The organism is Caldisericota bacterium (assembly GCA_034717215.1).
In the GTDB taxonomy this organism is placed as follows: Bacteria; Caldisericota; Caldisericia; order Caldisericales; family Caldisericaceae; genus UBA646.
On sequence record JAYELD010000084.1, the window covers coordinates 1 to 24248 of the forward strand.

General features: G+C 36.0%; 21 protein-coding genes and 2 tRNA genes. 13 read left to right on the plus strand and 10 right to left on the minus strand.

The annotated features are described in order from the left end of the window. The coding region (locus U9Q18_03305) for a PadR family transcriptional regulator (protein ID MEA3313384.1) at positions 1–340 on the minus strand (340 nt) is incomplete at its 3' end. Between the two features lie 138 nt (positions 341–478). Between U9Q18_03305 and U9Q18_03310 the strand changes: the two genes are divergently transcribed. The 3 genes from U9Q18_03310 (at position 479) to uvrA (ending at position 4252) form a co-directional block, all read left to right on the plus strand. Beyond that, positions 479–853 (plus strand): hypothetical protein, encoded by a 375-nt coding sequence (locus U9Q18_03310; GenBank protein MEA3313385.1) that lies wholly within the window; start codon positions 479–481, stop codon positions 851–853. Between the two features lie 118 nt (positions 854–971). Continuing rightward, positions 972–1433, plus strand: a complete 462-nt coding sequence (locus U9Q18_03315; protein ID MEA3313386.1) for a hypothetical protein — start codon at positions 972–974, stop codon at positions 1431–1433. Continuing rightward, a complete protein-coding gene (gene uvrA / locus U9Q18_03320; GenBank protein ID MEA3313387.1) occupies positions 1430–4252 on the plus strand; it encodes an excinuclease ABC subunit UvrA in 2823 nt (940 codons plus the stop codon). The genes U9Q18_03315 and uvrA overlap by 4 nt, the downstream gene beginning before the upstream one ends. A 2-nt stretch (positions 4253–4254) precedes the next feature. On the opposite strand, the gene U9Q18_03325 is transcribed toward uvrA, so the two are convergent. From U9Q18_03325 to U9Q18_03340, 4 genes are read right to left on the minus strand one after another with little or no spacing between them, the layout of a single operon-like run. Then, complete coding sequence (locus tag U9Q18_03325; GenBank protein ID MEA3313388.1) at positions 4255–5427, minus strand: hypothetical protein; 1173 nt, start codon at positions 5425–5427, stop codon at positions 4255–4257. Continuing rightward, a complete protein-coding gene (locus U9Q18_03330; protein MEA3313389.1) occupies positions 5424–7451 on the minus strand; it encodes a stalk domain-containing protein in 2028 nt (675 codons plus the stop codon). Before U9Q18_03330 ends, U9Q18_03325 begins: the two co-directional genes overlap by 4 nt. Before the next feature lies 1 nt (position 7452). After that, positions 7453–8535, minus strand: a complete 1083-nt coding sequence (locus U9Q18_03335) for a redoxin domain-containing protein (GenBank protein ID MEA3313390.1) — start codon at positions 8533–8535, stop codon at positions 7453–7455. Between the two features lie 59 nt (positions 8536–8594). Beyond that, the gene (locus U9Q18_03340; GenBank protein ID MEA3313391.1) at positions 8595–9083 is read right to left on the minus strand and encodes an adenosine-specific kinase; all 489 of its coding nucleotides are present in this window, start codon (positions 9081–9083) and stop codon (positions 8595–8597) included. A 190-nt stretch (positions 9084–9273) separates the two neighbouring features. Between U9Q18_03340 and U9Q18_03345 the strand changes: the two genes are divergently transcribed. Then, complete coding sequence (locus tag U9Q18_03345; GenBank protein MEA3313392.1) at positions 9274–9606, plus strand: DUF4870 domain-containing protein; 333 nt, start codon at positions 9274–9276, stop codon at positions 9604–9606. 242 nt (positions 9607–9848) lie between these two features. Continuing rightward, positions 9849–11489, plus strand: a complete 1641-nt coding sequence (locus tag U9Q18_03350) for a 5'-nucleotidase C-terminal domain-containing protein (protein ID MEA3313393.1) — start codon at positions 9849–9851, stop codon at positions 11487–11489. A gap of 77 nt (positions 11490–11566) precedes the next feature. Here U9Q18_03350 and U9Q18_03355 read toward each other — a convergent pair whose 3' ends face one another. After that, a complete protein-coding gene (locus U9Q18_03355) occupies positions 11567–13153 on the minus strand; it encodes a M2 family metallopeptidase (GenBank protein ID MEA3313394.1) in 1587 nt (528 codons plus the stop codon). A 227-nt stretch (positions 13154–13380) separates the two neighbouring features. Between U9Q18_03355 and pepV the strand changes: the two genes are divergently transcribed. The 8 genes from pepV (at position 13381) to U9Q18_03395 (ending at position 19599) form a co-directional block, all read left to right on the plus strand. Then, complete coding sequence (pepV, locus tag U9Q18_03360; protein MEA3313395.1) at positions 13381–14670, plus strand: dipeptidase PepV; 1290 nt, start codon at positions 13381–13383, stop codon at positions 14668–14670. Then, positions 14660–15499 (plus strand): DNA glycosylase, encoded by an 840-nt coding sequence (locus tag U9Q18_03365; GenBank protein ID MEA3313396.1) that lies wholly within the window; start codon positions 14660–14662, stop codon positions 15497–15499. The genes pepV and U9Q18_03365 overlap by 11 nt, the downstream gene beginning before the upstream one ends. A gap of 101 nt (positions 15500–15600) precedes the next feature. Then, positions 15601–16176 (plus strand): DUF948 domain-containing protein, encoded by a 576-nt coding sequence (locus U9Q18_03370; GenBank protein MEA3313397.1) that lies wholly within the window; start codon positions 15601–15603, stop codon positions 16174–16176. Continuing rightward, complete coding sequence (locus tag U9Q18_03375; GenBank protein MEA3313398.1) at positions 16163–16402, plus strand: YtxH domain-containing protein; 240 nt, start codon at positions 16163–16165, stop codon at positions 16400–16402. The genes U9Q18_03370 and U9Q18_03375 overlap by 14 nt, the downstream gene beginning before the upstream one ends. 35 nt (positions 16403–16437) lie before the next feature. Further along, positions 16438–16511, plus strand: a tRNA-Gln gene (locus tag U9Q18_03380). A gap of 3 nt (positions 16512–16514) precedes the next feature. Then, positions 16515–16589 (plus strand) — tRNA-Glu (locus tag U9Q18_03385). A gap of 80 nt (positions 16590–16669) precedes the next feature. Continuing rightward, the gene (locus U9Q18_03390) at positions 16670–17713 is read left to right on the plus strand and encodes a DUF933 domain-containing protein (protein MEA3313399.1); all 1044 of its coding nucleotides are present in this window, start codon (positions 16670–16672) and stop codon (positions 17711–17713) included. Between the two features lie 128 nt (positions 17714–17841). Beyond that, the gene (locus tag U9Q18_03395) at positions 17842–19599 is read left to right on the plus strand and encodes a diguanylate cyclase (protein MEA3313400.1); all 1758 of its coding nucleotides are present in this window, start codon (positions 17842–17844) and stop codon (positions 19597–19599) included. Positions 19600–19624: 25 nt separating this feature from the next. Here U9Q18_03395 and U9Q18_03400 read toward each other — a convergent pair whose 3' ends face one another. The 4 genes from U9Q18_03400 to gatC all read right to left on the minus strand — a co-directional run bounded on the left by U9Q18_03400 (position 19625) and on the right by gatC (position 24248). Further along, a complete protein-coding gene (locus tag U9Q18_03400) occupies positions 19625–20983 on the minus strand; it encodes a stalk domain-containing protein (GenBank protein ID MEA3313401.1) in 1359 nt (452 codons plus the stop codon). 101 nt (positions 20984–21084) lie between these two features. Next, complete coding sequence (gene gatB, locus U9Q18_03405; GenBank protein MEA3313402.1) at positions 21085–22560, minus strand: Asp-tRNA(Asn)/Glu-tRNA(Gln) amidotransferase subunit GatB; 1476 nt, start codon at positions 22558–22560, stop codon at positions 21085–21087. Next, positions 22553–23968: an Asp-tRNA(Asn)/Glu-tRNA(Gln) amidotransferase subunit GatA gene (gene gatA / locus U9Q18_03410; GenBank protein MEA3313403.1), complete on the minus strand. Its 1416-nt coding sequence runs from the start codon at positions 23966–23968 to the stop codon at positions 22553–22555. Before gatA ends, gatB begins: the two co-directional genes overlap by 8 nt. A gap of 1 nt (position 23969) precedes the next feature. Next, on the minus strand, positions 23970–24248 hold the full coding sequence (gene gatC, locus U9Q18_03415; protein ID MEA3313404.1) for an Asp-tRNA(Asn)/Glu-tRNA(Gln) amidotransferase subunit GatC: 279 nt from the start codon (positions 24246–24248) through the stop codon (positions 23970–23972).

The following is a 24248-nucleotide window of genomic DNA, read 5'->3' on the forward strand; positions in this document are numbered from 1 at the left end:
TTTTGTATTCCTCCATTCCTTTATCTGTCAAATGATAAATATATTTGGGATGCTTTCCTTTTGTGTTCCATTTACCAATTATAAACCCCTCTTTCTTAAAATTGCTCAACAGCGGATAAATAATTCCGGGGTTAGGAACCCAGGTATTATTTACTGCATCGGCTAATGCTTTTATAATTTCTTGACCGTAACGATCTTTCTTGCTTAAAAGGTACAACACGTAAAATGGGAGAAATCCAGTCACAGTAAAAAATGAAACGACAAACATGTTAAAATCAGGATTCTTCATCAATCTTTTTATGCGAAAATATTTACAATGCTCCATTTTAATCTCTTTCATTAATTTAATTATTTTTTTCTCCACTTCTTTCTTCACCCCTTTCAAGATATATAATTATATATTATATGAAATTATATACAAACTCAAGCGTTTGAAAAAAACTTTATTCAGATATAATTTACTTGCGTTAAATAAATAATGAAAGGGAATTTTATAATGGAAGAAATGGAGAAGATTTTGCCACAAAAAAGTAAGACACTTGCAAGACACATTTTTGATTGGCGCTTTATACTGGAAGTTGTAGTTGCTGTTGTGTTTCGTGTTCTATACAGTTCATTTTTAAGCAGCCTGTGGAGCATTCTTTATGCTAAAATGCCTTCCAGCAGCACAGCTGATGTTTTGATGATGTTTTTTGATTTTCTTTTTATTGCCTTAACTCTTACGGTATTGTTTTTTTATCGAAAAAAAGGAAACAAGGAGGAATCTTTATTTAACATTATTCATCCTTGTTTTATTTGCTGCACTCAATGGAGCATCAAACTGGCTTACTATTGGGGCAGCTCAGACTTTTAAGAATTTTCTTGGTTATGTAAGGGTTTTTACAAATCTTTCATTTGTAGGTCTTTTTATAGCAACTGCGCAGGTTGTAAAGATTTCGGAAAACGAAAAATCTTTTTATGGATTGATACTTATGAACTATGCGCTTATCATTTTAGGTTTATTTATAGCAAATCCTATCATTATTCGCTTATCACAAAATGCTAATGGGCAATATTTGGCATATTTTGTCTATTTTCTTGAGGCAGTTGTGGTGTATTTTTTCTTTGCGTACGTTCCGTATTTTTTATCTGTAGATGATTCTTGGAAAGGTGTCTACCACGGTTTTATTTATTCATTTAAGAAATTTTTCACCACTTTAGTTTTTTCTGTTTCTGCTGCATTTATTATCTATTTTTTAGTCGGGAAATTGATGACAGTAGGTGGCAATGTGGCTCAGGGGTATTGGTATCCTGTAATTTTCTCTGCACTTTATTTTCTTAATCTATTTACCCTTGCTGCATTTTTTGTTATTATAACTTATATTGCAAAAGAAGAATCCGGCAAAGCTATACGTGAAGAAGTAGAAATTAATAAAATTGAAGAGGATGGATGAGCGACGAAATATACATAAAAGGGGCATGTACACATAACCTGAAAAATATATCATTACATATACCACGAAATAAATTGGTGGTTATTACGGGGGTGTCGGGCTCTGGAAAGTCGTCCCTTGCATTTGATACGCTTTACGCTGAAGGACAGAGACGGTATGTCGAATCACTTTCTGCTTATGCGCGGCAGTTCATCGGCGTAATGCAAAAACCTGATGTAGATTATATTAAGGGACTTTCGCCCGCTATCGCTATTGACCAGAAGAGTGGGAGCAAAAATCCACGCTCAACAGTGGGAACGATGACAGAGATATATGATTATCTAAGGCTTCTTTTTGCAAGGATTGGCATTCCGCATTGCCCTAATGACGGTACGCCTATAAAAAAGCAGAGTAGCGATGAAATTGTAGAGCAGATTTTTGGGAAAGCGGAAGGCGAAAGAGTAGAGATCCTTGCACCTGTTGTGAGGGGGAGAAAAGGAGAACACAAAGCCCTTTTTGAAAAGCTTCTCAGAAAGGGATTTGCAAGGGTAATGGTGGACAATATTACCTACTCATTGGATGAAAATATTTTAATGGATAAGAACAAAAAACATAGCATAGACATTGTGGTGGACAGGGTAAAAGTTACAAATGAGGAGCAATCAAGAATTGCTGATTCGGTAGAGCTTGCACTTTTAGAGGGGGATGGAATTGTAAAAATTGTTCCGCATGAGGGAGAAGAATATCTTTTTTCAGAAAAACTTGCTTGTCCTAAATGTGATTTTAGCATGGAAGCGATTGAGCCACGGTTTTTTTCTTTTAATAGTCCATACGGTGCTTGTCCTGAATGTGGGGGATTAGGTTTTAAGATTGAACCTGATCCAGGGCTTATTATAAAAGACTGGAATAAATCCCTTGCAGAGAGGGTAATATTAATACCCGGTTTTAGGGGGATGGATACATTTTCGTATCAGGTTATTTTGGATACTGCACGAGCAAATGACATTGATATTTTTAAACCCCTCAAGGAATTTAAGGAAGAGGAACTTAATATAATTCTGTACGGCCCGGATCGCAAGGTACCGGTACATTTTGTAAATAAAGAAGGAAGAAGTTATGAGTTTAATGTAAAATTTGAAGGTGTTATTCCGTTGCTTATAAGAAGATACAATGAAACTTCATCGGAGGGGATGCGTGCGGAGTATGCAAAATTTATGCAAAGAATTGAATGTCCGGTATGCAATGGAAAGAGGTTAAAAAAAGAAGTACTTGCCGTTACCATACAGGAAATGAATATTGCGGACATTACGTCTCTTCCTATCGAAAAATCGTATCGGTTTTTTAGAGAAATGGCAAATAAGTTAACAAAACAGGAGAAAATAATATCGCATCAAATATTAAAAGAAATAAAAGACCGGTCAAAGTTTTTATTGGATGTAGGTCTTGGCTATCTCACATTGGACAGGGCTTCAGCTACTCTTGCCGGTGGCGAAGCACAGAGAATACGCCTTGCAACACAGGTAGGGTCTAAACTTGTTGGCGTGCTGTATGTTTTAGACGAACCCTCCATTGGCCTTCATTCCAAAGATAATGAGAAACTGCTTAATACCCTGAAAGAGCTGCGTGACCTTGGCAATAGTGTGCTTGTTGTCGAGCATGACGAAAAGACAATTCGTGCTGCTGACTACGTCATAGATATGGGACCGGGAGCCGGGGAAAAGGGTGGATATATTGTTGCAACAGGGCCTTTAACAAATATATTAAATGAGAAGAGGTCCCTTACAGGTAAATATTTAAGGGGAGAATTAAAGATACCTGTTCCAAAAAAGAGAAGAAAAGGCAATGGCCAATACCTTACACTTGTTGGAGCAAGTGAACATAATTTAAAAGATATTACAGTGCGTTTTCCACTCCATACATTTACTTGCATTACTGGCGTGTCTGGTTCTGGAAAAAGCACTCTGATACAGGATGTATTGTGGAGGGCATTAAGGAAAAATTTGTATCGTTCTCACGAGCAACCCGGTAAATATAAGGAACTAAAAGGTGCAGAGTTTGTGGATAAGGTGGTTATCGTAGACCAGTCGCCTATTGGACGTACGCCTCGTTCTAATCCTGCTACATATACAGGTGTTTTTACGCCAGTAAGAATGCTTTTTTCGTCACTTCCGGAATCAAGAGCAAGGGGGTATAAGCCCGGGAGGTTCAGCTTTAATGTGAAAGGTGGGCGGTGCGAAGCGTGTCGAGGGAATGGATATATAAAAGTTGAAATGCAGTTTTTACCTGATGTATATGTGCCTTGCGAGGTATGCAAAGGTAAGAGGTATAATAAAGAAACACTTGAAATTCATTATAAGGGAAAATCTATTGCAGATGTTCTGGATATGACTGTAAGAACGGCATTGGAATTTTTTGAAAATATTCCTCAAATAAAGCGCAAATTAGCATTTCTCGATGATGTAGGCCTTGGTTATATAAAATTGGGGCAATCTGCACTGACGCTTTCTGGTGGAGAGGCTCAGAGAGTGAAGCTTGCTTCGGAACTTCAGAAGAAGGGCACCGGCAAAACAATTTATTTTCTTGACGAGCCCACTACTGGTTTGCATTTTGCCGATATCCATAAACTTATTGATGTACTGAACCGGCTTGTTGATAAAGGTGACACGGTTATTATTATTGAACATAATTTAGATATAGTGAAATCAGCTGATTATATTATTGATTTGGGTCCGGAAGGTGGGGAAAAAGGCGGGTATGTTGTTGCAGAGGGTACACCGGAAGAGATAGCAAATAACTCTAAATCTTATACAGGAATGTACTTGAAAAATATTCTTGGATAGATTTATCTAATTATATTAAAAAGTAACAGTGTTCTATTTAGTAAGTACAAAAACAGCACGATAAACACGATACCCGTCCAGAGTTTTATCGTTGCAATGCGATTTGTGAACCACTCGGTTATTTTTTCTGATGTTGTTCCTCTGTACACTATATACACGATGACGACAAGAGGAAGAATAAACATAATATTGTACAGGATGAGGTAAAGGGTTGCTTTTACTTTAAATGCGGGGATGCTGTATATGTAAACAATAGTTGGCAAGTATGTCTGGCCTGTGCAGGAAAACGATACAATTGAAACAGGAAAAGCAACAAGAAATGAAAAGATAGCAATACCTTGTACTTTAGGGTTACGCAAAAGGGAATGAATTGTCTTTTTTTCCGTGTGAGAAAGTTGAAGGGCCATATTTTTTAAATGGCCCTTTTTTGCTTTTATGTAGTCTCCGATGGTAATAGTTGCAAGAATAAGTGTTATTATGGCTGTCACAAGGTATACCCATTTTGCAATTTCATTAAAGTATTGCCACTCTGATATGATTTTGAAAAGCCCTATGCCAAGCAAGAAGTATGAGAGGCCAAACCCAAGTATAAAAGATAGCCCAACGGATAGAATATTTTTTTTTGTTTTGCTTCTGAGAAGGAGAAAAGAGATAAAAAAGACAAGCACGGAAAAAGCACAGGGATTATATCCATCGATAAAACCTGCTCCCAATATGGCAAACACACCAAATTTTTGAAAGAGTTCTATGAGGTAATTGTTGCCTCCGCTATTTGTCTGAAGGACATTTTCAATAAATTCAGTTTCTTCTATGTTGTAGCTTTTGATTATTCCTTCTAATTTTTTTGTGATTTCTTCCCTGGTGAGAAATGTTTCTCCGACAAAAACGGAAGGGGCAATATTTCTCTTATTTTCAGGGACTTTGTACTCTTTATTAAAGTGGGCGAGCAGTTCCTTGTTTTTATCGTCAGATAAAGAAAATTCTTTAACTTCTATTTCGGGGTAGATCTCTTTTAACGCTTCAAGGTAATGCCGTGTAATTTCGCACTCCTCGCATCCCGGGGCGGAAAAATATATAATGGGAATCCCCTTTTTTCCGTTTGCTACAAGTGGAAAAGAGAGGAGCAAGATGAATACTAAAACAAGTACAAAAGCAAAATGTTTTCTATATGTCACGGAGTATTGATCTTAATAGATCTTGTGTTTGAGTCCCAATTTACAGTAAAACCAAATGTTTCTGCGACGAAGCGCAGCGGCACAAATGTCCTGCTTTCTTTAATAATGGCAGGTTGATCAAGCTCAACGGGTGTACCGTCTATATAAGTTGTACTGTTTCCTATCTGCAACTTGATCTCTTTACCGCTTATCTGTATTGTTACTTCCCTTTTTTCTCCATCCCAGCTTACTTTCCCTCCTAAGAATTCAGTGACAAACCTGACAGGTATAAGGGTTCTATTTGAATTTTTGTCAATAAATGGAGCAACGTCCATTTTCTTTTGCTCATTGTTTACAAGTGCTGTATAGCTGTCTACTGTAAAAACAACCTCAAAAAGAACAGGGTCATAAATCACAGTTATTGTTTTTTCTGCGCTCTTTTTTGATAAAGGATAGATGGCTTTTACTTTTATGGGTATGAGGCTGCCTTTGATTTCTGGTACAAAAGAGTAGGTAAATTCGCCATTATTTGATACGTTTACTTTTTTATTGTTGATGTAGACATCGGTATTGTATGGTGAAACGTTGCCAATGACAGTGATTTCTTTTGTTTTAATTGTGTTCCATTCACCTGGCGATGTGACGCTTAACATTGGCACTGTTGTATCAAGAATTATTGTAATTGTTTGGTATGTTTTATTCCCCGCAATATCAGTTGCAGAAATGTTGATTTTATTTTCTCCAAGAGCTAACATAACCTCTTTTGCAAATGTCAAATCATCCTTTACATTTACAAATCCTTGCATTATAGAGAGTTGTGCAGCTTCGCTTAATGTTCCGTAGATGAGTATTGATTCATCTCCAGTGTAATAGGGGTCATCTCCGGGGAATTCTATATTAATTATAGGAATTGTTGTATCTACCTTAAATTCTTCAGATTTTTCTTCCTCGATATAGGTATTTGTTTTACTGTAATAATATAGCGTATGGATGCCCTCTGGAATTTGGAATGGATCTGCATATTCGGAATAAGTTCCTTCGTCCAATTTATAGAATGTTGTAATTGTTTCTGAAGTGTTTGTTTCCCCGGTGAGTGTTATTTCAGGTTTTGTTTTGTAATAATTATTGTACCCATCTGGCGAGAGAGGATTTGTTGTAATCTGGGTAAAAACAATATACTGCGACTTTATTTCAAATTCTGTTTCCACAGGTTCCGGTTCGCTGTCTGTCCATACATTTAATGTGTAGATGCCTTTTTCCGGCGGATTTTTTAAGCCAAAACCTCCATCTATCTTAATAGTGGTATCTCTGTTTTTATTGATAGAGTATGCAAGAGTGATAGTCATTATGTTCTCCTGGATGGATACATCTCTAATCTCTTGCCCGTTTACCGCGATGTTATTTTTATGAGGAACGCTTGGAAAAGCAGTTCCCGAGGGAAACTGAATGTATATATTCTGGCCATTATATAAATTTCCTTTTTCTCCTGTGGTGAAAGTGATGTTGTATGCTCCAATGAGGCTGCTTGCGCTCGGTGTTGCTGCGACTTCAAGATTTTGTATTTGTGTTGATGTGATTTCGTATTCATTTGATTGCATTTTACCCTGTTTTGTTGTCCAGAGGGTTAAACTATACAATCCCGGTGTTTTAGGGTTCCATATGTTTGCCTGACTCTTTATCTCGACATTTACTGTTTCCCCTGCTTTAATTGTTATTCCGCCGGGGATTTCAAGATACATTGTATAGGGAATATCACTCATTTTTCCTACACGAGCTGGTTTATAGTTGTTTATAAGGAAATATTCAAGGTGCCAGTTGTGGGGGCAACTGCAGGGAAGTGTTGTTCCTTCCGGAAATTTAATAAAAATGTCATCTTTTCCGCCTATAAGGTCTGTGGTTGTGACGAAACTTATGCTATACGCTGCAATGGAATCTCTGAGTGAGGGGTTTACCGTTACGGTAACCAAAGAATCGGCGCGGGCATTCATTGTGAAGATGGGCATTAAAAAAAGTACACTTATTAAAACTATAATAATTTTTTTCATTCTATTCTCCTCCTAAAAATTCTTTTATATTTGATAATGTTTCTCTTGTTGGTTCGCACGGTCCCCTGTAAAAAAGGGTAAGATCTTTATCAACAAGGGCAATGTAAGGGGAAGCATCTATTTTTAGTTGTTTTGCAAGAGCTCTATCAGTGTCTTGTATTATGATAGTCCCTTCAGGGAGCTGGTCTCCTATTTTGTGCGCATCCTCGAGGGTATCGCTAAACGAGAATACAAGAAATTTTGTATTCGAAGTGTCATATTTTTCAATTTCATTTGCAATTCTTTTAACAGAAGTAACACATCCTCCGCAATGCGGGTTACCGCCTATAAGGATAAGCTTGTAATCTTTTAGCTGGCTCAGGTCAACAGTTTCTCCGTTAATATCGTCTGTTTCTATTGACTCAATCTTTATACCTTTTTCTGCAAATGTGAATTCATCTTTTGAAATTTTATCATACTCAGTTACTCCATATTTTTCTATATAAAAAAGGCTCATCGCCTCTTTTACTTTATTTTTTATGAGCAGTGCCGTGTTGCTGTCATTTGTATAAACACCATCGACTTTAAGAATGAATTGATTAGCACTTTTTCCCTCAAATGCATCAAAAAATTTATCAAAATCTATACCTAACGTGAAATATGTTGGCTTGAACGGTTTTAACCCAAGCACATTAAGCTCATCGTCTATAATGAGCAGCATATATGCTTTTTGTGAAATTTTTGAAGATTTTTCGCTGTCAGGATTATCAATGACTATAATGGCCTCTTTTGCTACTATTTCTCCGTCTTTTTCTAGGTCTTCTACCGCGAAGCTGTCTGCGATGCGGAGCGCATTTGAAAGCGCACGCGGATTGGATACACCCGGGATATACCCGAATATTTCTTCTCGCGCTTCATCTTTTGAAATAGTCTTTGTGTATTGCGAAAAACTATTTGTTTTTAGAATCAAAACTGTAATAATTATTGCTGCCACAATTATTGCGGAAACAATAATAATGGGGCGAATATTACTTTTATTTAAAGTTTTTTTGCTAACCTTTGTCTTTTTTCTCTCTTTTTTTCTTCCATCTCTTGCTTTACTCATCTATCACCTCTAATAAATTGGTTTAAAAAATAGTTTGAATTTAAATTAATACTCAATTTTTACATTTTATAGCCAAATTTTCTTAGGAGTTCTTTTCTTTTTTTAATATCTTCCTCTGTTTCAATACCTTTAGGACTGATACCATCAACAACGCCCAAAATCGCTCTTCCCTGCTCTGTTTCTCCTATGACTACTTCCAGCGGGTTAGAACTGGCAACGTATATGCAACAGACTTCCTGTATATTTTTTATTGCATTTAGCACATTAATCGGGTACGCATCTTTTAAAAAAATGATAAAGACATGACCTGCGCCTATTTTATATGCGTTTTTTTTGGCAAGTTCTATAAGGTTTTTATCATTTCCCGCCCATCTGATCAGTGCATCACCTGACGCTTCTACAAAACCTATGCCAAATTTAATTGTTGGCGTGGACGCGATAAGTGCTTCATATAAATCTTCTACTGATTTTATAAAATGCGTTTGGCCAATGATTGTATTAAGGTCTTCGGGCTTGTCAACTTTTATAATTTTAATCTTTAAATCCATATATCCCTCCAAGCAATTAACTTTTAATAGTATAGTAAGGGGGGCATTGTTGTCAACTGCACATAATACTCTCTGACAGGATCTGTAAAGTATGACACTTAAATACGTTAGAAAATTTTATTTTTAAAAAAGTTTTTTTCTATTAAACTATATATAAGTATTTCATTAAAATATGAAAAGGAGGAAAGAAATGAAAAAGACGGATGAATTTGATGTAAATGATGTCCAAGAAAATAAGGTGTTTGCAGCACTGAGTTATCTTGGTATCCTTGTGCTTATTCCATTGCTTGTCAAAAAGGACAGTAAATTTGCTATGGAGCATGCAAAACAGGGTCTTGTGTTGTTTATAATAGAAATGATCTTATGGGTTATTAATTTTATTCCTGTTCTTGGCCAGATTTTATGGATTGTAGTGGGTATTATTCTTTTTATTGTGAGTTTAATGGGACTGATTTATGCGCTTCAAGGAAAGTTCTGGAAAATTCCATTTGTTTATGATTGGGCACAAAATTTCAAACTTTAGGATAAAATTCTACAGGTAAAAAAGATTTCCATTTTTTTATAAATATATTTCTCTTGCCTTGGTGGTGCCTGCAACTCTTTTTATTGTGCCTTCAAATAAATTGCTTATTGTAGTGCAGTTTGCTCCTGATTTTATTAAATGCGGGATATTTTTTAAAATTTTTTAAGAAGTTGCATGTTTGAAATTTTTTTATATGGGAGTAATATTAAGTACCAGAAAATCACAAAAGGAGGGTGAAAGAAATGAAAGAAAGTAAAATTGCAAAGAATCTGTTGATTTCACTTATTATTGTTGTAATGGTATTCTCAATTACAATGTTCAGCGGTTTTATTCCTCGTTTACAAAAAGTTACAATCCTCACAACATCTGATTTTCAGAGTCAAATTGCACCATATACAACAAAAGTGGTTATTGGAGGCGAGCAGCAGAAAATCGAGGTGGGTGGCGCTGCGCGTGTTGCAGGACTCGTAAAGTATTTAAAGAAGAGAAATGGGAATGCAAGCACATTATTTCTTACATCAGGAGATGATTTTATTGGACCAGTATTCAGGGCGTTTGGAGGTATCCCTACTACATTTTTGTGGGATCAAATTGCAACTGCATGGTGTCTAGGAAACCACGAATTTGACCTTGGCCCCGAGACACTTGGCAATGCATTGGATTATGCAACGATGCCTGTACTTGGTGCGAATATGGATGTTTCTCAGGAACCAGCCCTTGCTGGAAAAGTTCAGCCGGACATGATAAAGATGGTAGGCAACATCAAAATAGGGATCTTTGGTCTTATGACACCAAATCTTCCTATAATTTCAAGCGTAGGGAAAGTAACGGTAGATGGAGATCTTGAGGCGATTGCAAGAAGTGAAGTAGCGAAATTGAAGAGCCAGGGCGCTGATATTATTATTGCTGTTACCCATATTGGCTTAGATGTGGATAAAGATATCGCGTCAAAGGTTGATGGTATTGACGTGATTGTTGGTGGACATTCACACACGCTTATGGAAGTTCCAGCTGAAGTTGTAACGCCAAATGGAGGAACAACAATTATTGTTCAGGATGGCGCGAAAGCAGCCTATCTTGGAGAGTTGAATCTTTATATTGGCAGACGAGGCATTGATCATTTTAAATGGAATTTACATCTTTTGGATGAAAATGTTCCGACAGATCCATTTACTGAAAAAATGGTTGATTACTTTATGAATCAGATGCCACCCCCAGAAAAAGTAGGAGAATCACTCATTGATCTTGATGCAAGGAAAATAACTGTAAGGAAAATGGAAGCAGAAATTGGAAACCTATTTACAGATGCAATGTGCGAATCAGTTGGCACAAAGATTGCAGTAACCAATGGTGGAGGTATTAGAGGAGACAAGATTTATCCTAAGGGAGAGATTACTACAGCGACGATTACAGAGATGCACCCATTCGGAAATTCCATTGTTGTTGTAAATCTTACAGGAGCACAGCTTAAAGAGGTTCTTGAGAGAGGTGCAGCTGCTCTTCGTTCGGTAAACGATCCGAGAGACCCATCAACAATAGGATCAGGCTCATTCTTGCAGATAGCTGGCCTTAAAATAACAATTGACATAAGTAAAACACCTCAGCAGCTGAGCAGTGATAATACGAGCATAGTCGTCCCGGGAGAAAGAGTTACCGAGGTGCTTGTAAACGGTGAGCCGCTTAATATGGATAAGATTTATGAAGTCGCAGTGAACGACTTTATTGCAGCAGGAGGAGATGGGTATCTGACTCTAAAAAATCTACCGGATGCTGATAAAGATTTTACATATGTATATCTGACAGATGCGCTTAGTCGCTACATTGAGAATCATACGCCAATTTCACCGGAAGTTGAGGGAAGGATTACTATTTTAGGAGAATAAGAGTAAGTACTTAAAGTTTTGTATAAAAGGTCTCCCGAGAAGGGAGGCCTTTTTGATTGCAACCATTTAGAATTAAATTAAATTTTTTCTTTCAATTGATTTGCAAGGTGCACCGGATTTAGTGTTTCGCCTGTCACGCGCGTGAGAAGCTCGTTCCAGCGATATAGTGAGCCTGGTTTAAATATTTTTTCATCAAAGAATTTTCCCACGTTTTCACTAAGAATATTTTCTGAAATGTTTTTTGTAATGTGGTGGTGCATCTGCGAAGCCATCATCTCTCCCAACAGATAATTATGGTAGTAGACAGGCGCTATTCCAAAGTGTATTTTTGCCGACCAATCGGGATATCCTTTTCTCTCGTTTGGAATATTTAAATGCTGAAGTTCTCTAACGGTATTGTACCAGAGCTCATTCAGGTCTTTTCTGTCTGGATTTTGATAAAGTTCTTTTTCAAAGAATACAAATGTCATAACCCATCGAGCTGTGATCATAAGCTGGTTTCTCATTAGGCGTTTCATTTTTTTTGATATTTCTTCGTATGTTTTATCATCTATTCCTGTAAGTTTCTGATACCATTGTGCGTCCCTTGACATTCTGCCAAAGAACATTGCAACAGCTTCTGTTGTAAAGATGTGAGCAGGACCCCGTAGAGTAAAAGGCAATTTTCTGTTAATGTATTTGTCATAAATAGCGTGACCGTATTCGTGGAGCATTGTTTCCTGTGAACTTATATTTGGCCGTATGTTGGCTAATACCCTTACATCGCCTGCTTTGTCAACAGATAGTGTGAATGCATGTTGGTTCTTTCCTTTTCTTTCATAGAGATCCGAACGTTTAAGGATGTCCGTTATGTCGAGCCCTATGGAACTGTACGTGTTTTTAGTAAGCTCGACAAGATCTTTATCTTTTAACAAGGAGTCATAATCAAATCCATCAACTTCTGGTGCTTCTTGAAACCACAAATCGGAGTAGTGCCATGGCATGAGTTCTGATTTTTCTGAATTGAGCTTCTTTGAGAGTGTAGTATCAATTTCATCTTTTATATCTGCAAAGAGGGAATCTGTTTCCTCTTTAAACTCGTGAAATATGTTATGAATTTCTTTTGTTGAGAGTTCTTGAAGGTCCATCATCATATCATAATAGTTTGAAAAGCCTAATAGTTTTGCATTTTCGTTTCGTAATTTGATGAGTTCTATGATGCGGTAGGCCATTTCTTTTCCAATTTCTTTTCCTGCTAACCATGCTTTTTTCCGTAATTCTATGTCAGTGCTATTTTTGAGAATATTGTCAATTTCATTATTAGATACTTCTTTCCCATCAATTTTTGCACGAAAGTTTGCAAAAAGCGATTCGATTTCAACCTCTTTTTTTACAGTTTCCTGGATCTTTTCTTCAGGTAATTGATTTGGAAGCATTGAGTCGTATAGAAGTTTTATTTCTCTTTTTTCTACTTCCGAGAGAGATTCGTCAGATTGTGCTTTCTTTACAATTTCAAATCGGTTTTTATCGGAAAGATACATCCTCATTTCTATTTCTGTTTTTTCTACTTCTTTTCCGTATTCTTCTTTGCCTGTTGTTGCAAGATTCCAGTATGCCAGGGCTGTATGTTCCCACATTCTCTGGATATTGCTGTTTATTTCTTCAAGGAATATTTTAATATTCATTTTATTCTCCTTTCTTTAGATATATTTTTATAGCTTATTCTATTTTTTTAAATTTTCAAGTCAAGTAAAAAATGCTATTTTTTATTTCCAATAATTTTTTTTGTTTTTAATTTGTGTTTTTATTAGTGTCATAAAAACTATTGATAAAAAAGCTGTTAACAGTAAAATGCATTGTGGAGGTGATAAATGGAAAATTTTATAGAAAAGAATAAAGATGGTTTGAAACTGTGAGAGAGATACTGAAAATTAGAAGTGTGGAGCAGAAAGCAACAGAAAATGCTCCATTTGGCGAAGGTGTGAAAGCAGCGTTGCAGCTTGCTCTTGCAACTGGTGAGGAAATGGGGTTTAAGGTAAAAAACCTGGATAATTACTCTGGTTATGTTGAGTACGGAGAAGGAAAAGAATTAATAAGCGTTCTGGGGCATCTTGATGTTGTTCCGGAAGGGAATGGGTGGGACTATCCGCCGTATGGTGCAGAAATTCACGAGGGTAAACTTTACGGGCGTGGCACAAGTGATGACAAAGGGCCTATAATGGCAGCTTTATTTGGCCTGTATGCAATAAAAGAAATGAGAATTCCCTTAAAAAAGAGGGTGAGAATTATTTTTGGTACCAATGAGGAATCAAACTGGAAAGGGATTAACTATTACAAGAGTGTTGAGAAAGAGCCTCTTATTGGTTTTACTCCGGATGGCAATTTCCCGGTAATTAATAGTGAAAAAGGAATACTGAGGATTACCCTGTTAAAAAATTTTGCATTTGATAATACAGATATCACTGTTAAGGGAGGAGAGCGGGCTAATATGGTTCCAGATTATGCAGAAGCAGTGTTAAATCAGAAAATGATAAAACAGATTCAAAACATTCCAGAAGGTATTTCCATTTCAGAAAACAAGATTATTGCAAAGGGTAGGTCTGCTCATGCAGCGAAACCATGGCAGGGAGAAAATGCAGTAGCGATACTTTGTGAAGTATTATCACAGGTAAGTATGAGCGAGGACGTAAAGTCTATTATACAGTTTGTTTCTGATAAAATTGGAAAGACTTTTTACGGTGAAAAAATCGGAGTAGAAAGAGATGATAAACTTTCGGGTAAACTCACACTGAATCTTGGTGTGCTGAATATTGACAAAAAACACGGGGAAATGCTTATTGATATACGTTATCCCGTTACCGATAAACTGGAGAGAATCGTTGATAATATTAAAAGGGAAGCAGAAAAATATGGTATTTCGATTGGAAAGATATTTAGTTTGCCGCCTCTTTTTGTTGACGAGAAAGAGCCACTTGTGCAAAGACTAATTAGTATGTATGAAGAAGAAACAGGGGAAAAAGGATGTGCAATGGCTATCGGGGGCGGGACTTATTCGAGAATAATGGATAAAGGCGTTGCTTTTGGGCCTGTGTTTCCCGGAGTAAAACCGGTAGAACATGAGGCAAATGAATATATAAGTATTGATAATCTTGTAAAGCTTGCCAAGATTTACGCAAAAGCGATACAAAGACTTGCAGAATAGCATACAGATTTCTGTTTCAGGTAATTTTTCGCTTCATAAGACTTTGTTGTGTGGCCAGATCTTTAGAGTATTTGAAATAGAGAATGGGTTTATTGTTCCATTTAATCGGTCTCTTTTGAAACTTTTGCAGAAAAAAAATAAAATACATTGCATTTCATACGGGAAGTCTGTTTCCCAAGCGGAAGTAAAAAAATTTTTAGGAATAAATGACGACATCGATAGCATTAATGGAGCGCTTACAAGAAAAGAAGCAAAATTTTCACAGATTATTCAGTACGGGAAAGGGTTAAGAATCATGCGGCAAAATCCGTATGAAACAACGATTTCGTTTCTCTTCTCCATACAGAGCTCTATTCCTGTTATTAAACGTAGATTAAATCTTCTTTCCGAAATGGTTGGCGAAAAGATAAGAGTAGATGGGACGATGTATTATTTTTTCCCTGGGAGTGAAGCTTTAAGAAATTTGGATGTTCAAAGTGTGAAAAAATTGCATCTTGGATTTCGAGAAAAATGGTTTGTAGATTTCGTTCAAAATTATGATGAAACTTTTTTTTCTCATATCTTAAAAAAAAGTTTTGAGGAGAAAGAAAAAAAACTTCTTGGCATTAAAGGTGTTGGGAAAAAAGTGGCTCACTGTATTTTACTTTTTTCTATGAGCGAGCTTTCAGCATTTCCCGTGGACGTGTGGATTAAAAGGGGTATGTATGAGTTATTTGAGGTGAAGGGAAGCAGTAAAAAGATTACCGAAACAGGAAGGGGGATGTTTGGCAAATATGCAGGGTATGCTCAGGAGTATTTGTTCTATTATTTGCGTAATTATTCTAAGTAGTTGAAATTTGTTTATAAAGTGGTAAAATATATTTGGAACCCTGCGGAGTGCGTGTTAAACTTGGCGATTTAAGCCAACACTAAGCGTAGGGAAGTGGATGTGTGCTGAAAGTTGAAACGCTTCGGTGTTTCCCGGAAGTACATATGAAACTTCCACCTGTCCGATGGACTTCAAAATCTGTTAAGCCACGGCTTCTGCGGGGTAAATTGATGGAGGTAAAAATGACATCTTTGATTATAGCAGTGTGGGGATTGCTGATAGTAGCGACTGTGGGAGTCGTAGTTATGTTGGTTTTTATTTTTAAAATGAAAAAATCGACAGAAAAAATGCTCAATGAGACGGAAAATCTCATTAAGAAAGTTGAAGAGCAGATAGATAATCTTGGTAAGAATCTTAACGAAACTACAGAAAACACAAAGGATGCTACGTTTCACCTTAAAAATGCACTAAAAAATATGGAGAAAATAAGCAAATTTATAAACTTGGCAACGCCATTTGCAACTGTATTGCTTGTTATGCAGGGTTTTATAAAAAAAACTGATTCAAAGCAGAGCAACATACTTGGCAAAATGATAAATGTAGGAAAGTTCCTTGTTGCTGTACAACAAGGATTTTTAGTAGCTAAAAAGATTTCATCTAACAAAAAAGGAGGTATTGCGAATTATGGAAGAAAATAGGACAAGTTCATTTCTTAGTGGATTGTTTTTGGGTGGGATGACTGGATTTATCCTTGGTGTTTTGTTTGCACCGCGAGCTGGAGTTGAAACCAGAGAATTGCTTAAAGAAAAAGGGCAAGAGATTGAAATGAAAGTGAAAGAAGTGACTGATGAAGTAAAAGCAAAAGGGCGAGACATTTTAACGGGAAGTGGAGTGGAAATTCAGGAAGAAAGCGGAGAGAGTTAATTAAATTCTTCACATTTTCGTGCAATAAAATATACTGGGGAGTCGTCTAATGGCAGGACGGGGGATTCTGGATCCCTTAATGATGGTTCGAATCCATCCTTCCCAGCCAAGTGGCGTAATAGAACAGCGGTTAGTTCGGGGGGCTCTCAATCCCCAGACCAGGGTTCAACTCCCTGTTACGCTGCCATTTTTATTTAATGAGGATTGCCTGGTTATTGTTTTATAGGCCGAAAATGCTGTTTTCTAACAAAAAACATATAAATTAAAATGAAAGTAGGAATTATAGGATTACCAAGAGCAGGTAAAACAACTCTTTTTAAAGCGCTAATAAGAAAAGAGGTCTCAATATCTTTTGAAAAACCCAATGTAGGAAGCGTGAAAGTCATTGACTATGAACTTGACAAACTTTCTTCTGTATTTCACCCCAAAAAGACAACTCCGGCAGAGATTAACTTTGTAGATATTCCCGGAATACCTGTCGGCATTGAAAACAAAAAAAGGAGAACCGAGATATATACATCGATAAGAATGGTTGATGCTCTTGTCGAAGTTGTTGATGGTTTTTCTGATTTGCGAGATATGGAGTCCTCTATAAAGGAGTTTGACGCAGACCTTATAATAATGGATCTTGACGTGGTCGAAAGGCGCTTAGATCGCTTAAGAAAAGAGAAAAGAGATTCTGAAAAGGAAAGGGAAAAAACAGTTCTTGAGAAGTGTTTTAGTATATTGAACAGCGAAAAACCTTTAAGAGATGCAGAATTATCAGAAGAAGAAAAACATGATATAAAGTCATTTGAATTCTTTACACTGAAACCAATGCTTTATGTAATAAACATTTCTGATGATAAAATTGAGAAAAGAGATGAAACAAGAGAGTTTTTTGTTAAGGAGTTTTCCGGAGAACATTTTATATTTATTGTTATGCCCGTTAAGCTCGAGCTTGAATTATCAGAGCTTTCTGAAGATGACAAAAAGGAATTTCTTTCTTCATATGGGTTAGAAAAGCAAGCTCTGCCTGAATTTATTGATGCAGCGTATGCTCTGCTAAATTATGAAACGTTTTATACTGTCGGCGAAGATGAAGTAAAGGCCTGGACGATTACAAAAGGCACGAATGCAAGGAACGCAGCAGGAAAAGTGCATTCTGACATTGAAAGAGGATTTATAGCGGCTGAAGTTATTGCATTTGAAGAATTTGAAAAGGTTGGATTTTCACTGAAAGAGGCCAGAGAAAAAGGCATCCTCAGAATTGAAGGGGAGCATTACATTGTAAAGAACAAAGAAATTGTGCATTTTAGATTTAACGTGTGACGTACTGTAAGTTCTTTATACAATTATTTTGATTAATAAATATATTTTTGAAAATATGTATTATTAAATTTTTTAAAATTGTATTACAATTTATTCAATGAAAGAAAAAATTGCGGAAGAGATGTAACATGGAAAGAAATGTTAATTTTCTTAACGCTTTTCGTAAGTCAAAGAAGCAACTTTCTGAAGAGTGGACGCGTATAGAAGTGTGGAAAAGAGTGCAAAAATCCATTGCAGTGCTAAAGATATTTTTCGAAGTGCATGGTCTTGCAATACTAATGGGTGTAACGTCTACTGCGCTTATATCACTCTTTATGCAAATTGATTATTTTACTTATGGAAGTTGGTTTTATAAAAGAATGAACACATTTGTTGGTGCTCTGTTCTATTTAACTGTTTTGGTTTTTTTCGTTATGCTCTTGCTTGTTATTGTACAGATAGATAGAGAACGAGTATCAAGAATTGAAAAATTAGAGGAATTAAAACAAATGGATATAGTTACAAACACAATCCGGCAAATATCAAAAAATCTATCTTTTAATGAAAAAATTAGGATTGCACTAAAAACTATAGAAAAGTATTTGGATATCAAAAAATCCATTATTTATATGGTCGAAAATAACAAATTGAAATCAATTTATAAAAGGGGCATCTCAGCAAAAGAAGAAAAAGAGATTAAAAACGCTATCCATAGAAAAAATAGTATAGGATATAATATACGGCTTTACAAACTACACGGGACAAATTATTATTATGCGGCACTAAAAACGAGGAAACCGTTTTCAGAATCACAGAAAAAATTCATATTGCGCTGTGAAAGAAATTTCTTTAAGATTCTGGAAAGTGATAAACTTTTTGATTCAACACTTGAAAGCAGGGAAAAGAAGGAAGCGATAATTGAAAAGTATAAACATTTTCATGACCTCACATCGGAACTTCAAAATGCCTGGACAATCGAAGAATTGTATTGGAAATTAGTCGCCGCGATTCCTGGATATTTTCGTGTACAATCAGCATCAATTATTGATGTTTCTCATCCCCAAAAGGAGTGGAGTTTTTTAGCGTTGCATAATATACCCAACCATGTTGCAAAGGTAGTGGAAAAGAAAATAAAGAACCCTGGTTTTTCAGGCAATTTAATGGAGGTTAAAGATAATAAAAAAGTACTTTACATAAAAGATACAAGAAAGTATAAGGAAGGATGGGTCAATGTTGAGGGCATTCCTCTTTCCTGTATTGGTGTGCCCATCTTTGTAGACGGGGAGGTCGCTGCAATTATAAATATAGACGGCTATCATCAAGATGGTTTTACTGAAGAAGATATTGTTTTTGCAAATGCTCTTTCAGATGTAGTAAGTGGAATTGTACAAAAAATGGTTTCTCTTGAAAAAATGAAATTGTTGTCTATTAAAGATCCGTTAACTTCCATTTACAACAGAAGAGAATTTGATATAAGGTTTAAAGAAGAGATGGAAAGAGTCAGAAGACACAGAAGGCCATTAAGTGTTGTTATAACAGACATTGACAGGTTTAAGAAATGCAATGATACATTTGGCCATCTTGAAGGGGATAGACTACTTATAGAATCTTCTAAAATTATTTCTTCCTCGATCCGATTGAGCGATGTACTATTTAGATTTGGAGGAGATGAATTTGTTTTATTGTTTCCTGAAACAGCAAGCGCGCAAGCAGCAAAAGTTTTAAAGAAAATTATGATAAATTTAAAAAAGCTTGTTAGGCCTGATGGACATCACGTCACTATGTCTTTGGGCATAGCGCAGTACAGAGATGGAGATACCTTTGAAACACTGTTAGGGAGGGCTGATAAAGGCATGTATAAGGCAAAAGGGAGTGGAGGAAACTGCATTTGCGGAATAGAAGATTAATAAATAGAATAACAGCTAGGCAGGGTTAAAATTCTTTAAACATTTCAACCATTACTTCTCTTTTTTCTCCATCCCAACTTACTTTTGCGCCAAGATTTTCTGAAATAAATCTGACAGGGACGAATGTTCTTGAATCTTTTATAAACGGGGAAGTATCCATTTGAATTCCAGTGCCGTTTTTGAAAAGCGTAGTGCTATCTATAACAAATTTAATAGAAATGTATTTAAGAAAAGGACCTAAAAAAACAGTGTCACCAAACAACGGGACAAAATCTTGTTGTTTCATAGTAAGTGCAATAGAGCTTTCTTTGCCACTATTTATTTTTATATTTGCAATTATTTCCTCTTGTGGCACTGGTTTTGAAGAGAACGTCCAGTCCCCCATTGAAAATAATGGAAATCTAAATAGTATAGCTCCTTCCCCGTATTGAAAGGCATAAAAAAGTTCTTTTTCAGTTTCTTCACTGCTTATATTGAAAGGATTTACGGCAGTATAAACAGGAATATTTGTAAGATCTGATTTGAGGGTTTTGATTACAAGCGTGGCGTAGCTTGAGTTTTCTTGTAGTGATGAGAGATACACCATTGGTGCGATAAAATCAAATCCTGAAAAAGTAGTTGAAAGCTGGCCAAAATTTACAACCTGGTAAGTCAGCGAGTCAGAAATTTTTTCTGCCTTTTCTGTTGTCTTGTACCTGAAGCCTCTTGCAACCATAAAAGCGCCAACATTAATGTTTGGCTGAATTGATTTTATATACTCCTTTACAATGGAAGCTTCATCTTTTACGAGGTTATTTCTTAAATTTATCCACCTTACTACATCTTCGTCTTCCTGTTCATATGCTTCAAACAGACTTTTCCAATCAGCAGGATTTACAAAAGTTTTGTATGCAATGTTTTTTACTTTGTTTGTATCTATACCATTTTCTTGTGCATATTGCATAGAAGCATTAGAAAAATCATAACTTCCGTTAGGAAATCTAATATAATCAAGAGATACTCCGTCGATGTCGTATTGCAACAATTCATCTAAAAAATGTTTTATGTAGTCCAGATAGACGCTGCTTAAAAGTGATACATAGTAATTGTTTTTTGAGCCGTTTATATGTTGCATCAATTCTTCTTGATGAAGAAAACCAAAATTTTTGTCCATAAAAACTGGAAAATAAGTAAAAACTTTGATGTCATTATAGTGCGCTTCATTGATTAGTGTTCCTAAAATATCGCTTTCTACCGGGAGAAATTCGCTTTTATAAAATACTCTGCCCTGTGGGTTTTTGACGAGGAGAAAAATTGTATTATAACCGTATTCTTTGAGTGTCAGGACAACCTCTTTTGCCCCGAGTTTTTCGATGTCTTCTCCACGAACACAGATTCCTTTCATTTTTTGCTCAGGGGTGCTATTGGCTTTCGCAATATAAATTGTTTGAAAAACGAGAAACAAAATAAGTATTAGTATGGATAAACGTTTTAATCGATTGCAATTCATTGCTTCATCTTGTTAAGTGCTTCCGTAAGGAGTTTGTTTGCAATTTGAGGATTTGCTTTTCCTTTTGTTTTTTTCATTACTTGTCCTGCAAGGAAGCCAAGTATCTGGGTTTTTCCAGCGAGGTAACGCGAAACAGCTTCTGAGTTTTCTCTCAGGACTTGTTTCACAATTTCTTTTATTTTATTTTCGTCTGTTATTTGGATTAATCCCTTTTCTTCTACAATCTTTTTTGGAGATTTTCCTGTTTTTAGCGATTCGGCTATGATTTCTTTTGCTATATTTTTTGAAATTATGCCTTTTTCCAAAAGTGAAAAAAATTCTATGAATTTTTTCTTGTCGAAACCAATTTCGCTTATTGTTTTTTCTGTTTCATTGAGAAATTTCATGATGCTCCCCATAAGAAAATTTGCAACTTCTTTCGGCTTGCCTGTCGCTTTTGCAATTGATTCAAAATAATCTGCGAGTTCATTGGATGATGCGATTTCATAAGCATAAGTATTGCTTAATGAATATTGTTTGATGAACCGTTCTTCTTTTTGTACAGGAAGTTCAGGTAAACTGTTTTTTATATCTTCTATAAATGTTTCATTTAAAAGAAGCGGTGGAAGGTCTGGTTCGGGAAAGTATCTGTAATCGTTTAGTTCTTCTTTGGTTCTCATTGATTTTGTTATCCCTGTTTTTTCGTCAAAATGTCTTGTTTCATGAACAGTTTTTTCTCCATTTTTAAGCATTTCTGTCTGCCTTTTAATTTCATATTCAAGCGCTTTTCGTATGCTACGGAATGAATTGAGATTTTTAATTTCCACTTTTGTGCCCATTGTATTGCTTTTTGAGAGGGACACGTTAACATCACATCGCAGAGCTCCTTTTTCCATATCTCCGCTTGAAACGCCCAAATATCGCACTGTTTTTCTGAGAAGCACAAGAAAATGATATGCTTCTTCAGCTGTTTCAATATCAGGATATGTAACAATTTCCATTAAAGGTACGCCGGACCTGTTAAAATCAATATAAGAATATGTGGATTCTGTAATATCGTCTGTATGGATCGATTTTCCAGAGTCTTCTTCTATATGCCCTCTCTGGATACTAATTTTCTTTTTTCCTTTTTCTGTCTTTATTTCAAGGAAGCCTTCACTTGCAATTGGGATTGTATACTGGGTGATCTGATATCCTTTTGGCAAATCCGGGTAGAAATAGTTTTTTCTGTAAAAAGTTGATTCTTTGTTTATTTTCATATTTAGGGCAAGTCCCAATTTTATACCGTATTCAATGGCTTTTTCATTTAGAACGGGAAGTGCACCCGGGAGACCCAAACAGACAGGGCAGATATGCGTATTAGGTTTTTCGCCAAACTGTGTAGAACATCCACAAAACAATTTTGTTTTTGTGTCAAGCTGTATGTGTATTTCAAGGCCTATTGTTGGTTTATATTCGTTCATTTTTTCTTCTCTCTCATGCCACTTATCCATTTTCTACAGCATATGCAATTTGCAAGAGCTCTTTTTCCTTGAACCAGCTTCCTATTAGCTGCATTCCAATGGGAAGTCCGTTTTTATCATTTCCGTGGGGGACAGAGATTGCAGGTAGTCCTGCAAGGTTTACAGGTATTGTAAAAATATCACTCATATACATTTCAAGGGGGTTTTTCTTCTCCCCCAATTTGAAGGCTGTAGTAGCTGTTGTGGGAAGAAGTAACGTATCTACTGCTTCAAATGCTTTTTCAAATTCATTTGCAAGAATTTTTCTTACTTTTGAAGCTTTTAAGTAATATGCATCATAATATCCTGCAGATAGTGCAAATGTGCCGATAAGAATCCTCCTTTTTACTTCTTCTCCAAATCCTTCTGTGCGTGTCAATTCGTATGTGCTTGTAAGATTCTTTCCTTGAACAGTTAATCCGTATCGTACTCCATCAAAACGGCTAAGGTTAGATGAGGCTTCTGACGGAGCAATAATGTAGTACGCGGGAAGTGCATATTTTAGATGCGCAATGGATATTTCTGTTATGGTAGCACCAAGTTTAACGAGAGTGCTTATTGTTTTTTTGAGTTCTTCTTTTATTTCATCCTGTATATCAAAATCCATTACTTCTTTTATTATGCCAATTCTTTTACCTTTTATTTCTTTTCCTAAAAGTTTTGTATAGTCTTCTTTTTTAATATTGACAGATGTTTCGTCATGCGGATCAAATCCTGCAATTGTGTTTAACATTATGGCACAGTCTTTTACATTTCTTGTAAGAGGGCCAATTTGATCAAGCGATGATGAAAAAGCAATAAGGCCGTACCTTGAAACAAGCCCGTATGTTGGCTTTAACCCTACAATACCACAAAATGCGGCAGGTTCTCTTACTGAACCCCCAGTATCGGATCCAAGTGCTGCTAATGCTTCTTCGCTTTTTACCGAAGATGCAGAACCTCCGGAAGACCCACCGGGAACGTAATCATAATTTACGGGGTTGTGCGTGGGGAAAAAAGACGAATTTTCATTTGAGGAGCCCATTGCAAACTCATCCATATTCGTTTTGCCTATAATGATAGCATTTTCTTCTTTTAATTTTTTAACAATTGTCGCGTTGTACGGAGATATATACCCTTTTAATATTTGTGATCCTGCTGTTGTTTCGCAGTTCTTTACGTTTATATTATCTTTTACGGCAACAGGCACACCGAAGAGAAGCCCCTTTTTTTCGTTCATTTTATCAAGTTTTTCTGCTTGTTCCAGTGCTTTTTCTATATCCAAATGGATAAATGCTTTAATATTTTTTTCTTTTTCATAAATATTTTTAGCATAATTTTCAATTACTTCTCTTGTAGTGATTTCTTTATTCTTAAGCTTGTTGATAAGGTTGGATATTGGCAAGCTGGTAATTGTCATGTTATTCACCTATAATATGTTTAACTCTATAAAAATTTTCACGGGCAAGCGTTTTGTTCTTTTCAAGATCTTCTTTATGAAGGCCATTTTTTGCTTCATCTTTTCTTAAAAAAAGATGTGCCTCTTTTGTGTATATCTGTGGTTCCACATTTTCAGTGTTTACTTCTTTCAATATTTCAAAGTAGTGAATGATTTCTTCTAGATCATTAAGTATTGTCTCCTTTTCTTTCTCTTTTAGTTTTAACGCAGCAAGTTTTTCAATTTTATCTATATCAACCAT

Coding starts and splice junctions, on each gene's coding strand:
- U9Q18_03315 (MEA3313386.1), top strand. CDS start 972: ATGAACTATGCGCTTATCATTTTAGGTTTATTTATAGCAAATCCTATC.
- U9Q18_03330 (MEA3313389.1), bottom strand. CDS start 7,451: ATGAAAAAAATTATTATAGTTTTAATAAGTGTACTTTTTTTAATGCCC.
- U9Q18_03345 (MEA3313392.1), top strand. CDS start 9,274: ATGAAAAAGACGGATGAATTTGATGTAAATGATGTCCAAGAAAATAAG.
- U9Q18_03400 (MEA3313401.1), bottom strand. CDS start 20,983: ATGAAAGGAATCTGTGTTCGTGGAGAAGACATCGAAAAACTCGGGGCA.
- U9Q18_03335 (MEA3313390.1), bottom strand. CDS start 8,535: ATGAGTAAAGCAAGAGATGGAAGAAAAAAAGAGAGAAAAAAGACAAAG.
- U9Q18_03310 (MEA3313385.1), top strand. CDS start 479: ATGAAAGGGAATTTTATAATGGAAGAAATGGAGAAGATTTTGCCACAA.
- gatA (MEA3313403.1), bottom strand. CDS start 23,968: ATGACAATTACCAGCTTGCCAATATCCAACCTTATCAACAAGCTTAAG.
- U9Q18_03390 (MEA3313399.1), top strand. CDS start 16,670: ATGAAAGTAGGAATTATAGGATTACCAAGAGCAGGTAAAACAACTCTT.
- U9Q18_03395 (MEA3313400.1), top strand. CDS start 17,842: ATGGAAAGAAATGTTAATTTTCTTAACGCTTTTCGTAAGTCAAAGAAG.
- gatB (MEA3313402.1), bottom strand. CDS start 22,560: ATGGATAAGTGGCATGAGAGAGAAGAAAAAATGAACGAATATAAACCA.
- U9Q18_03375 (MEA3313398.1), top strand. CDS start 16,163: ATGGAAGAAAATAGGACAAGTTCATTTCTTAGTGGATTGTTTTTGGGT.
- gatC (MEA3313404.1), bottom strand. CDS start 24,248: ATGGTTGATATAGATAAAATTGAAAAACTTGCTGCGTTAAAACTAAAA.
- U9Q18_03340 (MEA3313391.1), bottom strand. CDS start 9,083: ATGGATTTAAAGATTAAAATTATAAAAGTTGACAAGCCCGAAGACCTT.
- U9Q18_03355 (MEA3313394.1), bottom strand. CDS start 13,153: ATGAATATTAAAATATTCCTTGAAGAAATAAACAGCAATATCCAGAGA.
- uvrA (MEA3313387.1), top strand. CDS start 1,430: ATGAGCGACGAAATATACATAAAAGGGGCATGTACACATAACCTGAAA.
- U9Q18_03350 (MEA3313393.1), top strand. CDS start 9,849: ATGAAAGAAAGTAAAATTGCAAAGAATCTGTTGATTTCACTTATTATT.